At 66.7% G+C, this 14,628-nt stretch carries 11 protein-coding genes and 1 pseudogene; 6 read left to right on the plus strand and 6 right to left on the minus strand.

Features of this window, described 5'->3' with window-relative positions:
- Positions 1-50: 50 nt before the first annotated feature.
- Positions 51-2,129, minus strand: coding sequence for a SpoIIE family protein phosphatase (locus ACFWBQ_RS06395; RefSeq protein ID WP_385484727.1), 2,079 nt, complete (start codon positions 2,127-2,129; stop codon positions 51-53).
- 260 nt (positions 2,130-2,389) lie between these two features.
- On the opposite strand from ACFWBQ_RS06395, the gene ACFWBQ_RS06400 reads away from it, so the two are divergent.
- The 5 genes from ACFWBQ_RS06400 to ACFWBQ_RS06420 all read left to right on the plus strand — a co-directional run bounded on the left by ACFWBQ_RS06400 (position 2,390) and on the right by ACFWBQ_RS06420 (position 8,642).
- Positions 2,390-2,602 carry a DUF4287 domain-containing protein gene (locus tag ACFWBQ_RS06400; protein ID WP_385484730.1) on the plus strand — a complete coding sequence of 71 codons (213 nt, stop codon included), beginning with the start codon at positions 2,390-2,392 and terminating at the stop codon, positions 2,600-2,602.
- 224 nt (positions 2,603-2,826) lie between these two features.
- Positions 2,827-3,390 (plus strand): hypothetical protein, encoded by a 564-nt coding sequence (locus ACFWBQ_RS06405; RefSeq protein WP_385484733.1) that lies wholly within the window; start codon positions 2,827-2,829, stop codon positions 3,388-3,390.
- Positions 3,391-3,651: 261 nt separating this feature from the next.
- Complete coding sequence (locus tag ACFWBQ_RS06410; RefSeq protein ID WP_385484736.1) at positions 3,652-5,181, plus strand: ATP-binding protein; 1,530 nt, start codon at positions 3,652-3,654, stop codon at positions 5,179-5,181.
- Between the two features lie 49 nt (positions 5,182-5,230).
- Complete coding sequence (locus ACFWBQ_RS06415; protein WP_385484739.1) at positions 5,231-8,161, plus strand: Z1 domain-containing protein; 2,931 nt, start codon at positions 5,231-5,233, stop codon at positions 8,159-8,161.
- Positions 8,162-8,183: 22 nt separating this feature from the next.
- Complete coding sequence (locus ACFWBQ_RS06420; RefSeq protein WP_385484742.1) at positions 8,184-8,642, plus strand: very short patch repair endonuclease; 459 nt, start codon at positions 8,184-8,186, stop codon at positions 8,640-8,642.
- Here the strand turns inward: ACFWBQ_RS06420 and ACFWBQ_RS06425 are convergent.
- The 3 genes from ACFWBQ_RS06425 to ACFWBQ_RS06435 form a co-directional block, all read right to left on the minus strand.
- The gene (locus tag ACFWBQ_RS06425) at positions 8,577-9,872 is read right to left on the minus strand and encodes a DNA cytosine methyltransferase (protein ID WP_385484745.1); all 1,296 of its coding nucleotides are present in this window, start codon (positions 9,870-9,872) and stop codon (positions 8,577-8,579) included. The two genes, ACFWBQ_RS06420 and ACFWBQ_RS06425, sit on opposite strands and share 66 nt — an antisense overlap.
- Before the next feature lie 378 nt (positions 9,873-10,250).
- Positions 10,251-11,102, minus strand: coding sequence for an IS5 family transposase (locus tag ACFWBQ_RS06430; RefSeq protein WP_385484748.1), 852 nt, complete (start codon positions 11,100-11,102; stop codon positions 10,251-10,253).
- Between the two features lie 115 nt (positions 11,103-11,217).
- Positions 11,218-11,724 (minus strand): GNAT family N-acetyltransferase, encoded by a 507-nt coding sequence (locus ACFWBQ_RS06435; protein WP_385484751.1) that lies wholly within the window; start codon positions 11,722-11,724, stop codon positions 11,218-11,220.
- A 209-nt stretch (positions 11,725-11,933) separates the two neighbouring features.
- Between ACFWBQ_RS06435 and ACFWBQ_RS06440 the strand changes: the two are divergent.
- Positions 11,934-12,026, plus strand: a pseudogene (locus tag ACFWBQ_RS06440) (IS5/IS1182 family transposase); the annotation flags it as partial.
- Between the two features lie 22 nt (positions 12,027-12,048).
- Here ACFWBQ_RS06440 and ACFWBQ_RS06445 read toward each other — a convergent pair.
- A complete protein-coding gene (locus ACFWBQ_RS06445) occupies positions 12,049-12,753 on the minus strand; it encodes a protein NO VEIN domain-containing protein (protein WP_385484754.1) in 705 nt (234 codons plus the stop codon).
- Positions 12,754-12,796: 43 nt separating this feature from the next.
- Positions 12,797-14,626, minus strand: a complete 1,830-nt coding sequence (locus ACFWBQ_RS06450; RefSeq protein WP_385485023.1) for a DEAD/DEAH box helicase — start codon at positions 14,624-14,626, stop codon at positions 12,797-12,799.
- Positions 14,627-14,628: the final 2 nt, after the last annotated feature.

A 14,628-nucleotide genomic window follows, 5' to 3' on the forward strand; every position in this document is an offset into this window, starting at 1 on the left:
ACTCCACTCACGAGCCGTGCGAAAGCCGGTGCCGGCCCCGGGCAGTCGCGTCAGGCGGGCTCAGGAGACTCGGGCGGCAGTGCCTGCTCGGCCCAGACAGTCTTGCCCTCGGGCGCGTAGCGGGCGCCCCACTGGTTGGCGAGCTGGGAGATGATGAAGAGGCCACGGCCGCCCTCGTCGACCGTCCGGGCATGGCGCAGGTGGGGAGCCGTGGGGCTGGTGTCGCGGATCTCGCACGTCAGTCCCCGGTCGAGGATGAGACGCAGTTCCAACGGCGGCCGGCCGTAGCGCACCGCGTTGGTCACGAGTTCGCTGACGATGAGCTCGGCCGCGTAGATCGAGTCCTCGTCCAGGTTCCAGTCGGCGAGCGTCCGTTCTGCCAGACGGCGAGCCGACGCGGGGGCCGAGGTGTCGTGCGGCAGCTCCCATGCGGCGAAGCGGTCCGCGGGCATGCCCTTGGTCCGCGCCAGGAGCAGGGTGGCACCCTGGAGGTCGATCGTGTCGGGGAGCACGTAGGAGGCCTCGTCGCACAACTCCCGCAAGGGGCGCTCGGGGTGGGTGAGCACGCGGCGCAGGGCGCCGGACGAGGACTCGGCATGGCTCTGCATCGCTCGGCTGTAGAACGCCAGCATGCTGCCCTCGCTCAGCGTGAACGAGGTTGTCGCGAACGGTGTCGGCTCGTCGGAGCCGAGCGAGGGCCCTTCGGGCAGGCCGGCCATCGACGCGGAACCGTCCGGGCTGATGACGAGCGGGGCCGGATGACCGGCCGACGCGACCGTGCACGTACGGCTGAACGGGTCGTACGTGGCGTACACGCAGGTGGCCGCGAGCGGGCTCCTGTGCAACGGGTCGCTGGTCGGCAGGTCCGCACGCTCCTGCGCCAATCGCCTGGCGGTGCCGTACAGGCGTGCGAGCAGCTCGTCCGGTTCCAGGTCGAGTCCGGCGAGCGCGTGGATGACGGTGCGCAGCTGGCCCATGGTGGTTGCCGCATGGATGCCGTGCTCGTCCACCTCGCCGATGACCAGCGCGGTGCGGGCACCGGACAGGGCGATCGTGTCGAACCAGCAGCCGGTTCCTCCGCCCGGCATCAGCAGATGGGCCGTCTCGACGCCGGTCCTGGCTGCCGGGTCCCCGGGAAGGAGCCGTCGCTGGAGGGTGCTGGCGATGGTGTGCTCGTGCACGTAACGGCGTGCGTTGTCGATGCTGAGTGCGGTCCGGGAGGCCAGCGTCGTCACGACCGGGATGTCGTCGTCGCCGAACGGTTCGGAGTCGTTGCACCGATAGAGGCTCACCATGCCCAGGACCGCTCCGCGCAGGGTCAGCGGTGCCACAAGGAGGGTGTGGGCGCCGACCGAGTGGATCGAGCGGGCACGTGCGATGTCGGAGTCGAACCACGGGGCGTCCTTCAGGGAGATCAGGCGCGGCCGGAGATCGGACATCACCCGCTCGTAGGGCGTTCCGGGCGCGATGGCGCGTACGTCTCCCACCGGGTGGGCGGGGTCGACGCTGTTGCCTCTGGAGGCGGCACGGCGCAGCGGTACACCGGGGGCCAGCGGGCCCGGAGTGGGTTCCTCGCCGCGCAGCACCGCGTCGACGACCTCGACCACGGCGATGTCCGCGTAACCGGGTGCGAGCGCGTCGACGAGTTCGCGGCAGGTGGCCTCGACGTCCAGCGTCCGGCCCACGCTCTGGCGGACCGAGAGGAGCGCCGACTGCCGGGCCTCCGAGCGCACCCAGCCGGTGGCATCGACCACGGCGACCGCCGCCCCCAGCTCCTCCCCCTGCGGGTCCCGCAGGGGGAACGCCGATACGGACAGGGTGCGCAGACCCGCCGATCCGTCGGTCGGCCGGGCGCGGAACGAGCGCTCCGTGCCGAGGCTGCCGGTGTACAGGGCCTCACGTACGAAGGCCTCCGCACCCTCCGGGTCCACGAATCCGCACGCCTCGGCGAACGAGCGCCCGCGAAGCTGCCCGATGGCCGCCTCGCTCTCGGGCGGGCCGCTGACGCGTACGACGTTCAGCTGCGGATCGAGCACAAGGACGCGTACCCGCGACTGCGTGAAGAGCGCTTCCAGCAGGGCCGCCCCCACAGCGTCCCCGTCGGCCCCGGTCAGGGGCGTATCAGCCATCAACCCTGCTCCTTCGCCCCTTTCACGGGACCCGGGAGCGAGTCTCCGTACACCGACATGGACGCCCCCAGGATCTGCCCCCTGCCAGCCGCCCGCGACCGGAGGCTTCAGACGGCCGCAGGCGGTGCGGATATCAGAATCTAAAAAGTCGACGCGGCCAACCGATCACTTTCGGGCGCGCCCGCAGTCGTAAGCGCAACAGGACTCGACCTCCCTGTCGATCACCTGACGACGTACGAAAACAGACGGGACGCAACGACATGACCGAGCCGGTAAAGGGCCCCGCGAGCTACTTCCCCTCGATCGAGAAGAAGCACGGCCGCCCGATCGCGGAGTGGAAGGACCTCGTCCGCACCTCGCCACTGGCCAAGCACACGGAGCTCGTGTCCTGGCTCAAGACGGAGCACGGCCTGGGCCACGGCCACGCCAACGCCCTGGTCGCACACACGCTCGCCGAGGACAAGGCCAAGTAGGCCACGCTCGGCCTGCCGGGGACAGCTCACCAGTCCGGGCAGATGGGACGTGATACGCCCCAATATCACTTTCCTCGCCCCGAAGGACGAGTACATCCACATACGCGCAATTCGCTGACACCCGGACCACACCTGCGCCACACTCTGGCTCCCGAACAATGACAGAGCGGACAGGCGGTCGGATGGCAGGCCCGGTCGGCCGCACAAGAGGAAGGCAGGCACCGGTGCTGAACGGACTCGGGCAGCTGGGGAAGTCCGTACGAAGGCGGGACATGCTCAGGTACGGCGGCCTCGGCCTGCTCTCCGTCGCACTGGCGGCCTGCGGCGGGAAGAAGGACGGCGACGAGGCGCCGGGAGCGGTCGGCAAGCCCGCCAGGCCGACGGTCACCGGGGCCGCGGTCCAGGCCTTCGTAGCCGGCTCATGGAACCTCGCCTTCACCCCGCAGGGTCAGGTCAACGACGAGTACAAACGGATCGAGATCACGGGCCGGAACTGGAGCCTCGACGGGGACGACCTGATGGGTTCCTTCGAGCTCACCGGAAGCGAGCTCGTGGTCCGCATCGACAACGTGAGTACGGAGAACGTCTGGGCGGCCACCGGCATGCCCGGCACGGTCGGCGACGATGCCTCGCTCACGCTGCAATGGGGCCACTCCGCGGAATCCGCCCCGGTCGACGCCGGCTCCCCGGTGGACACCACACCGTTCCCGCTGCCCGCCACATGGGACGGCACCACACTCAGGATCCAGGCCGGAAACGGCGTACTGATCACCGCAGTACGCGCCTGACACCCCACCGCGACCCCCGTACGGAGCGCCTCCGCGCCCGCACGGGGGCGCTCGGCTGCGCGGGCGACGGCGTTGCCCTCTGCAAGGGGCTTCGCGAGCAGCGGCAATGCGCCACAAAACCCCCGCTCGCCCCGCCGGGACGACCGGAATTCACCGGGACTCCCCTATGTCGCATCTTTGCAATACGATCACATTCAACTAATCGTCCCCGGGCCGCTCGTCCCCACGCAAGCCCCGCTCTGTCTGTGCGAGGAAGTTCCCATGCCGCCCTACCAGCCTTCCGCGGACTGGCAGTACGAGATCCCGACGACCGGCAGCAAGCGCCTCCCGCCCGCGCCCCGTTACGTCGAATCACTGACGCACCAGGGATACGGATTCGAGGCGGCGATTGCCGACCTCGTGGACAACTCCATCGACGCGGGCGCCCGCAACGTCGTCATCAGCTTCCTCCGGGACGAGGACCGCCTCGTCAGTCTCCTCGTCGTCGACGACGGTTCCGGCATGAACGACGAGGCGCTCGACACCGCTATGACGGTCGGAGGCAGACAGGGGTACGGCGAGCGCGCGCTCGGCCACTTCGGCGCCGGCCTCAAGGCCGCCTCCCTCTCCCACGCCGATTCGCTCACCGTCATCAGCCGCACCAAGCGCAGCCCGTCCACCGGCCGCCGCTGGCTGACGGCACGCGCCCAGGCCGACTTCACCTGCGACATCGTCGACCCCGGCTACTGCCAGGACCTGGTCGACCGCTACGACGGCCTGATCGAGTGGCACGGCACGATCGTCCGCTGGGACCGGGTCCGCGCCTTCGACACGGTCACCGCGGGACAGGCGGACCGCTATCTCAACGACGCGATCGAGAAGCTGGAGACCCACCTGGGGCTCCACCTGCACCGCTTTCTGGCCGACGACGACTTCAACGTCGACATCGTCGTCGAGGACGTGGCGACCAAGGAGGAGCTGGACCACCGCGGCGTCGAGCCGATCGATCCCTTCGGCTACCGCATCCCCGGCCGGGCCGGTTACCCACGTACGTTCACCGCCCCCGTCGAGGGTGTCGGCGAGGTCGCCCTGGCCGCTCACATCTGGCCGCCGAAGTCCCCGCTCGTCAGCTTCCGCGGCATCGGCTCGCTCTCCGAGCGCCAGGGCTTCTACATCTACCGCAACAACCGGCTTGTCCAGGCGGGCGGTTGGAACAGCACCCGCAGCCCCGAGGGGCACCTGGCCCTCGCCCGTATAGCGATCGATCTGCCGGCCGAGCCGAACGACGTCTTCAGCCTCACGGTCAAGAAGGACGGCGTGACCGTCACCCCGGCCTTCGCACGGGGTCTCGAGCAGGCCACGGACGCAGCGGGCCACACTTTCGCCGAGTACGTCCAGGAGGCGCAGGCGACCTACCGGGAGGCGGCCAAGCGTGCCTCCGAGCCGCAGCGCAAAGCGGTGATCCCCGCAGGCAAGGGACTCGACCCGCGTCTGAAGCGCACGCTCCGCGACGAACTGCCGGAGCTGGAGGGTGAGGACCCGGTCACCTTCCGATGGGACACGCTGTCGCCGGACGTGTTCTTCGAACTCGACCGCGACGAGCGGGTCATCAAGCTCAACAAGGAGTACCGGCAGGTGTTCAACGGCGGCCGGCGCGGTGGTCTCAACGACGCCCCGGTCGTCAAGAGCATGCTCTATCTGATGGTCAACGAGATCTTCCAGAAGGAACGGGTGCGGGCCGTCCACACCGACAACGTGGCCCTGTGGAACAGCGTCCTGGTGGCAGCGGCCCGCTGCGAACTGGCCCGCTGACACTCACCGCCCCGTCCCCCCGCCACCCTTCGAGGAAGCCGCTCCCGCGATGACCGACCACCTGTTCAATCTCCACGGCGACGTCCTGGCGGCCATGCGCCGGGGTCCCAAGGCCTTCGCGAAGCTGGCCTTCGCACTCTCCGAGGCGGAGGAACCGGCCGACACCTACCTCGGCCACTTCCGCGACCGGATAGTCGCCGCAGGCCCCGGGGACGAGCTCACCGCGCTCTGGCACCGCACCCTGACCGCCTGGGACCTCGCGGAGCAGGCCGACTGGTCCGCCTCCCCGCCCCGTACCGACGCACGCCGCGCGGACACGTTCGACCGCCTCGGCTTCGGCGCCGATCTGCGCAAGGCCCTCGACCATGCGGTCCCGGTCTTCAAGGAGCCCGGCGCGACGGTCATCAGCCGGGAGTTCACCCCCTGGTACTCCAGGGACGCAGCGGCTGCCCGCGCCTTCTACTGGGACTCCTACGAGCGGACGCTGCGCAGCAAGGGCTGGTCGGACGCGGCGGTCTCCAGCCTCGACGAGGCGAGCCACGCCGTGGTCGAGCGCCTCTCCGACCCCACCCGCACCGAGGCGTACGGCGCACGGGGCCTGGTCGTCGGGTACGTCCAGTCCGGCAAGACGGCCAACTTCACGGGCGTCACCGCGAAGGCCATCGACGCGGGCTACCGCCTGGTCATCGTGCTCGGCGGCACTCTGAGCCTTCTCCGCGGCCAGACCCAGCGCCGTCTGGACATGGAGCTGATCGGTCAGGAGAACATCCTGCGCGGCGCCGATCCGGCGGACACAGACGCGCTCGTCGGCGTCGACTACCAGGATGACGAGGACTGGCCGGCGAAGTTCGTCAGCCACGGCGGTCGTCCGTCGACGCTGGGCTCCTTCGACATCGAGCGCCTCACGACACGGGACAACGACTACAAGAGCCTGGAAACCGGCATCCGGGCCCTCGAATTCGACAAGCAGGACCGCACCCAGCCGCTGTACGTCCCGGAAAACCTGCACCACGCGGCCGCGCGCGTGATGGTGGTGAAGAAGAACTCGTTGGTCCTGGCCAAGCTGATCAAGGATCTGAAGAAGATCGGCCCGATCCTCTCCGAGATCCCCGCTCTGATCATCGACGACGAGTCCGACCAGGCGTCGGTGAACACGACGGACCCGAAGAAGTGGGAGGACGGCAAGGTCACGCGCAAGGCCATCAACGGCCAGATCACGCAGCTCCTCAGCCTGCTTCCGCGCGCCCAGTACGTCGGCTACACAGCGACGCCCTTCGCCAACGTCTTCGTGGATCCGGGCGACGAAGAGGACATCTTCCCGCGGGACTTCCTGATCTCACTGCCTCGCCCGACCGGTTACATGGGCGTGCAGGACTTCCACGACCTCGAGACCGAAGGAACCGCCGAGGAGACACACGTACGCGGGATCTACGACGGTACCGTCGACCGGCTCCAGGAAGCGCTGGATGCCTTCGTCCTCACCGGCGCGCTGAAGTTGTACCGAGCGGCCCATGGCGTTCCCGAAGGCCCGTTCCGCCACCACACGATGCTCGTCCACGAGTCCGTACGGCAGCGTGAACACGCAATTCTCGCCCTGCGCATCAACTCGATGTGGCACCGTTCGGCCTACACCGGTCAGGAGGGTCACGCCCGCCTCGCCGCCCTCCTCGCCGACGACTTCCAGCGCTTCGCGGACGACGACCTGCCCACGCCCACGTCGTACGACGACCTCAAGCCGTACGTTTCCCGGGCACGCCAGCTCATCAACTCGGGTGGCGAACCGGTCATCATCGTCAACGGCGACACCGAACGGGACTACGAGCAGCCGGAACTGGACTTCGACCGCACGCCGCACGTGTGGAAGATCCTGGTCGGCGGCACCAAGCTCTCCCGCGGGTTCACGATCGAGGGCCTCACGATCACGTATTACCGCCGCACCACCCAACAGGCCGACACCCTCATGCAGATGGGCCGCTGGTTCGGTTTCCGCCCCAACTACCGGGATCTGGTCCGCCTGTACATCGGGCGCGAGGAGGCCCTGGGTAAATACAAGACCGTCGACCTGTACGAGGCCTTCGAGGCGATCTGCCGCGACGAGGAAACCTTCCGCGCCCAACTCACCCGCTACGCCGCCCTGGTGGACGGCAAGCCCCAGGTCACCCCCGCCCAGATCCCGCCGCTGGTCTCGCAGCACCTGTCCTGGCTGAAGCCGGCGGCCCGCAACAAGATGTTCAACGCGGAGCTGGTGGAGATCCGGTCGCCGGGGCAGTGGGTGGAGCCGACGGCGTACCCGACGGCGGCGGCGGACCTGCGGCACAACGCGGAGGTCTGGCGGCCGAGCCTCGAAGCGCTGAGCGAAGACATAACCGTCCTCGTCACTCTCTCCGACGACGACCGTGGCGGATTCACCCGCTACGTAGCCAAAACAGCAGTCCTCAGCCACGCCCGGCTGCTCGGCATCATGAGCAGCGTTGCCTGGGGCCGACCTGACCTGTTCGCTCCCCACCTGGCCTATCTCAAGGACGCCAGCGACGCGGGCTGTGCTACCGACGACTGGGCGTTGATTCTGCCCCAGACTTCTGGACCGACGAGCGTTGCAGCCAGCATTCTCGGAAGCCAGCCCGTCACGCTGGTGCAGCGCAAGCGGAACGTGCGCGGTGTGTTCAACCGCATCTCTGGTGTGGCCCACCGTCAGTCCGCTGAGCGCATCGCCGGCCTTCGCCCGTTGAGCGATGACGACCCGTTCGCGTCACAGCTTCATCGTCCGCGCCGTGGAGCCGTGCTGTTGTACCCGGTAGTCGACCCTGATCTGGGCTATCCGGCAGATCTCGTAACCGGCCGCAGCATCGATCCGGCCAACGTGGTGCTGGCAGCGGCATTCATTCCGGCCGCCAGCGCCACAGCGCACTCGGTACCCTGCGTTCGCTTCCGGGCAGTCGACTCGTCCCGCCGTGGTGAGGCCACTATTGAAGTGCCATGACAAATGATTCTGGAGTGAACCGGTGCCTGATCCCAAAGGCTGGACCCCGCCAGACGGTTCGTGGGCCTCTTCTGCCGCGCGCAGGAGAAACATGCAGGCAATTCGCAGCCGCGATACGCAGCCGGAGCGGCTCATCCGGCGGCTCGTACACGCAAACGGTCTGCGGTACCGAGTCGCCGCCAGACCGTTGCCAGCCCTTCGCCGGACGGCAGACCTGGTCTTCCGTCCGGCGAAGGTAGCCGTATTCATCGACGGCTGCTATTGGCACGGCTGTCCCGAGCACTACGTCGCCCCCAAGACCAATCCCGGCTACTGGTCAGACAAAGTGGCCCGGAATATGGCCCGGGACCGCGATACCGACAAGCGCCTCACCGAGGCGGGCTGGCTGGTCCTACGCTTCTGGGAGCACCAGGACTCAGACGTGTGCGCTCTCAAGATTGTTAGCACTGTCCGCAGGCGTCGGCGCGGCCTGTCCGGGTAGAACAGCCTTGGGAGCATGCTTGTGACGGTCGCGCTCATGGGCAGCGAGCAGCACATCCGCGATCGCCTTGCCCACTGCGGCCGCAACAGGCGGCGGGAACGCGTTGCCGACCTGCCGGTACTGAGCCGTCTTGCCGCCAGAGAACTTCCAGTTGGCCGGAAACCCCTGGATAATCGCGGCCTGCTCGACTGTGAGCATGGGCCCTGCGTCCCGGAACAGGTCCCTGTCCTGGCTCTTCTTCTTCACGCTCTCATCGTGCGAGTTGGCAACACCCACCCCCGAGACGCCCAGGAGCGCCCAGGCCGCCTTCGCGCGGCTCGGCCCGAGGTCGGCACCGCCGTGCTTTTTCGACCCGCCAACCAGCGTGGGCGCAACGCCGCAGTCTTTTCTGCTCTCAGCCTTCTGCGCCTTCTCCTTCCACTGGCGAAGCCGTTGCTCCGCCAGGCGTGCCACATCGCCACTCATCTTCAGGTAGGGCGCATACCTGAGGTTCATGGAGCTCTCTAGCGCACGGAAGACACTCTGAGGAATTCCCGTAGCGGTGGGCCACACAAATTTGATGTCACCTAGCACATCCTTGCGGATAGCCACAAGGACTGCCCTTGGACGCAGCTGTGGCACACCAAAATCGCTGGCCTCAAGCACTTCCCACTCGCAGACTTCGTAGCCGAGACCAGTAAAATTCTCTTGGATTCCCGTGACAGGGTGCTTGGCCCAGCCCCCCTGAAGGCGCGCCTTAATGTACGTGCGATACTCTTCAAATTTCGCGTCTTTGATACCGCGTACGTTCTCAATCATCACCGCTTTAGGGCGAAGCTCATCAGTCAGCTCAAGAATGCGCGGGAATAGGTCACGCTCATCATCCTTCCCCAACTGCTTTCCGGCATGCGAGAATGGGGGGCACGGCACACCACCAGCGAGGAGGCCGAGATCTCCTCGGGCAAGCGGCTTCCCGAGATATCCCCGAACCCTTTTTAGATCAGATTCACGACTCTCATCGGAAGGAATGGGAGAGAAATCGTTCACGTCACCGGAAATAACGTCGCAGTATTCTCTCTCCCAACTCCACTCCTTCAGGTTGCCAATGTTGCCCCGAAGAGTCTCGGCAGCATGCGGGTCAATTTCCACAAGCGCCAGGTGCTTAAAACCGGCCTCATGAAGGCCGATGGCCTGCCCTCCGGCCCCCGCACAGATCTCGATTGAGGTCAGCACGTCATCGCTGGGACCCATCGGGTCCTCCTGGCGGGACTGGAGGCCCATCGGCTCAGGCTCCTCTTCGTACGGTTGATTGACAGAGGACAGGTGTCGCGTCGGCACACCCACACGCGGGCCGAGTACTCAAACTCGCGAGCAACCGCTTCGGCTCAAACTTGAGACGCGGCACGCGCAGAGCCTACCCGGGCCGGCCCTCGCAGCGCCGGCCCGAGTTGTCACCCACTCGAAGCACCGATCCCCGGCGAGAGACCAAGTCAGGTCGGCACCGCATGGGCGGAGATCGAAGCCGAGTATATTCGAACAAACGCTCCAATCTGCTTCGATTGGAGTCATCCAGCACCAGCAGCCGTCCGCGCGCGCCTGATTGCAGCCTTAGAGCGACCGGCAAATGGATCACTTGAGGCGTCGGGTCGTGGGGCGGCTGTCCCAGCGGTACCGGGTTGTCGAGCGTCGGATGAGCATGCGGAGCGTGACGAAAACGGCAGCAAGGTAGAGGTAGAAGTCCACAGTGCTGCCGCTCTTCTCGGTGCAGCGCCGCAGCTTGCCGTAGCCGTTCATCCACGCATGGGAACGCTCGACCACCCACCGCTTGCCGGCCTGGATCGGTGCGGGCATGCCCTTGCGGGCGATCTCGCCAGTGAAGCCGCATTCGTCGAGCAAGGCACGGGTCGCGGCACTGTCGTAGCCCCGATCGAGGTTGACGTTCACATGCTCCGGCAGTTCCCCTACCTGGGCTTTCGTCGCATCGAGGGTGGGGCCGAGCAAGGGTGAGTCATGTCGGTTGGCGCCTGCGGAGACGATCCCCAGAGGGATTCCGGCCGCGTCGGAGGCCACCGAGCGCTTCAGTCCCTGCTTGCCTCGGTCGACCGGGGAGCGTCCGGCTTTCTCGCCGCCCGAGGGAGCTTTCGTGATGCAGCCGTCCACGGAGATTTCGGCGAGTTCGAGGCCGATCATCCGGTCGTATGCCGTGAGGGCCAGAGCGTGGACCTGCTCTGATATGCCCATCTCTGACCAGAGTTTGACTCGGCGTCGGATGGTGCGGTCCGAGCAGCCGGGACTGGCGATCCGCTCGTATCCGGTGCCGTGGACCAGGGCCTGCACGATGTGCTCGAAGACGATCCGGTCCGGGACTCGGCGACGGTGACAGCCCAGCGGGTGGGTCGGCGCATAGTCATCGTGCGCGGGCAGCAGGGCGGCGAACTGGTCCCACAGGGGTTCGAGCAGGCAGGATGGCACAGTAGGCACGGGCCCTCCGTTGATCACTGAGCGTAGAAAAATCCATGATCACTCAAGCCCGTGCCTGTCTCGTGTCCAGCGCCACCATTCGCCCGAGCTCGCAGTAAGTGGCTGTGCTGCGCGGTCACACTGCCCGGTGCATGCTCGTCCGCGGCCACCTGTCCAAGCCGCGTGCCGCCTCGCGCTCGCGAATGTCACGCAGACCGGGCGTGAGCTCGTTCTGGGCGAGGTGCTGGAAGCCGAGGCGAGTGTAATACGGGGCATTCCACGGGGTCTCGGTGAACGTGGTGAGCGTCAAGGCGGGAATTCGGTTGGTCCTGGCGTACTCCGCCAGATGGTCAATGAGCAAGCGCCCGATACCGCGTCGTGCACTGCCGGGATGCACCGAGACCTGCTCGATGTGGAGGTTGCCGTCAACGCGGACTGCGACCAGGTAAGCCACTGGCGCGTCTGCTTGATCCACCGCGACCCAGGCCAGTCCCGCCTGGTGGTGGCGGTTCAGCTCGTTGAGCGGCAGAACGTCTCCGCCGGCAATCTCTGGCATGCCGACGTCGCGAAAGCTCGCGTCGGCAGCCTGCTCGATGTCCTGCAGTAGGGGCAGTTCGTCCACGTGTGCTGCTCGGATGCGCATGGACGCATTGTCCTTAGCCGACGGTTCAGCGCCACCGATTTATCAGCACGACATCGCCTGCCTGGGCTGCCACTTCTCCAAGGCCCGTAACATCAAGCGCACATACAACGACCGGTACAACCTCACGGACGCCGCGAAGAACGTCAACGAGCGCGCCACTACTTGCCCCGCGCTGCCCGCGACATCGCTGCCCCCGGACGACGACGCCCACCGCCGTTCTCGTCACGCTCCGCATGCTCATCCGACGCTCGACAACCCGCTACCGCTGGGACAACCGCCCCACGACCCGACGCCTCAAGTGATCCATTTGCCGGTCGCTCTTAGTTAGGCGGACGCCCCATGTGACGGCTGGAACGCCCAGACGGTGCTCGGCAGCCCCTCCGGCAGCAGCACCCATGTGCCCGTATCCAGTCCCGGTGTGAGGGCGCACACCGGGACCGTTAACCGCACCGACTCCCAGCGGCCATCTCTCCTCTGATCTACTGGAACAGCCCCGTGGAGCCACCCTCGGTTCACCGTGGCGACGCTCGCCGCGTTGCCGTCACTGCCGACGAGAACTGCGACCAGACACCAATCGGCATCTGCCGCCATGACCTCGTACTCATGTCGCGTCAGGTGAACCACCAGACGGGTCGGATCCGTGGTCGCCTTGACCTCGATGTGTGCGCGCTCAAAAACGGACCGGGCAGCCTCTATGTCGTATCCGTAGGCGTCGGACTCCGCAGCCACGTGTCTGACGTGTGGCACCCCGTCCCGCCGCAGGAGCCGCAGCAGCGCTTGTTCCCCAGCCGCCCCGATGGCCTTCTTCGCGTCTTCAGCGGCTTGGTTCCACAGCACGCGAGGAATTGCGACGGCTGCCATGTCTTCCCGCAACTCACCGTCGCATACCTCCACCACTGGCCGCCCCGCCGCAGTCACCATGCCCGTACGCCTGAGCCACGCGAGGCCTTCGGCGTACTGGGCCGGGGTGAGATCCGCGTACCGCGGATGGTTCGCGAAGAGCACCCGGACCCGGGGCACCCCAGCCACCCGCAACTCACTCAGCCAGCGAAGCGCCGCGCGGCGCGTCGGCTCAGTGGCCAGCGACGGCATCGACGTGATTCAGCAACGCGCGGACATCCGCCATATCCATGCCTGCGGCCCCGGACGGCTCATCCTCAAGATCACCGAGCTGCTGCACAGAAGGGTCATCCAGGATCCGCCCCATGAATTCGAGCTTCTCCTCAAGCCTCATCGCCACCACCTCGTCAATCGTGCCCTCCACCGCAAGCACGGTGACGCGGGTCCGGGTATCAGGCGCCAGTCCGAGTCGGTGGATTCGGTCCAGACTCTGAAGGAACCTCCCTGCCATGAAGTCACGATCGACGTACACAGCGTCATGGCAGACATGATGCAAGCTGATGCCTTCGCCGAGGGTGGCGGGGTTGGACAGGAGAACGTGGCAGTCAGGATCCTCGCGGAAGCGCCTGATCTGCTCTTCTCGGTCGGGGGTGCCACCGTGCACTACGGCGGGCTGATAGGCCGCGAAAAGGCTCTCCATCGTCGTGATGCTGCGCACGAAGGTCGTCCAGACCAACGTCTTCCGTCCCATCGCTGCATTCGTTGCAACGATATTCAGGGCCTCTTTGTACTTCGGGGAGAGTTCATGCGCCGGCAGGTTTCCCATGAGCGCGTACAGCGATTCGCCCTGCGGCACTTCGAGTGGCGGGACCTGGTACGTCAGCGGCTCATACCTGCTTCCGCCTTCGACAAGCAACGCAGGACTGGTGGCTGCCATGAGAAGGCGAAGCATCGCCTTGCCCAGGGCGTCGAAGTCATCACGCGATGCCTCAGCCCTCGTGGTGAATCGCCCAACCAGGGCGTCGTACACCTCGCGATGCAGCTCCGGCATTTTCAGGCGCCGGATGCGCGTCTCGAACGGGGGCAGGCCCAGCTCCTTCTTCGTCGTCCGCGTGAACAGCGGCCTCAGCACCGAACTTGCGTAGGCGAGATCACCACCTGCGACCGCCTGCGTGACCACTCTCCGGCCGTGGCCCGGCCAGACAAACGACAGCAGGTTCTCCAGGTCGCGAGCCCCGTTCGGGGCCGGGGTTCCCGTGAGAATGAGACGTCGCCGGGTCAGTGGTCCAAGCGCCATGCAGGCACTTCCGTACGTCCCCTGAGCCCCCAGCTTCATCCGATGCGCTTCATCAAGAACGATCATGGAGGGCGCACCCCTCAGCCAGGTCGCCAGCGACGCCAGCGACCTGTCGAGTCGCTCGTAGTTGACGACCAGGATCTCCGCCATGCCGTCGGGGGTCTTCCCCATGACAGCAGTCAGCGGGGGCTCCTTGAAGCACAGCTCGCTCTCAGTGAGCCACGCCTCGTAAGCAGATTTCGGGCTGACAACCAGCAGCCGGCGGACTTCGCCCCGTTCACGCATGGCTGCATACACCGCCAGCCCGACCCGGGTCTTTCCAGCTCCAGGCACACTGAAGTTCGCCCCGTGCTGCAGAGACAGCAGCCGTTCGATGTCACGACGCTGGAACTCCGTGAGGTCAGCACGCCATGCCGGGCCCAGCGCCGACTCCACACCACTGTCATCCCACGCTGCGTCCGAGCGAGGTGTCTGAAGTTGTTGTTCCGCCCGATCGGCATCATCGAGTACCTCGCCGACCAGGGCACTCAGTTCGTCCGCCCAGACGACCGACTCGGGGTGCGGCCAGTCGGCAAGAACGTCGATACCCACCAGGAAGTCATCGAGGGTCAGCTCAAGTGCGAGACGGCCCCGGAGCCCGCCTCCGGGAAACCTGGCTGCGATCCGGTTAAGGTCGCTGCGGCACTGCTCGCTCGCCCGCAGCACGGCCTTAGTACGCGTGACATCGAAGCCGATGTGCAGGGATGCTTCCCCAGCCGCCGCCATGG

This window comes from Streptomyces sp. NPDC060035 (assembly GCF_042736635.1).
Lineage (GTDB): Bacteria > Actinomycetota > Actinomycetes > Streptomycetales > Streptomycetaceae > Streptomyces.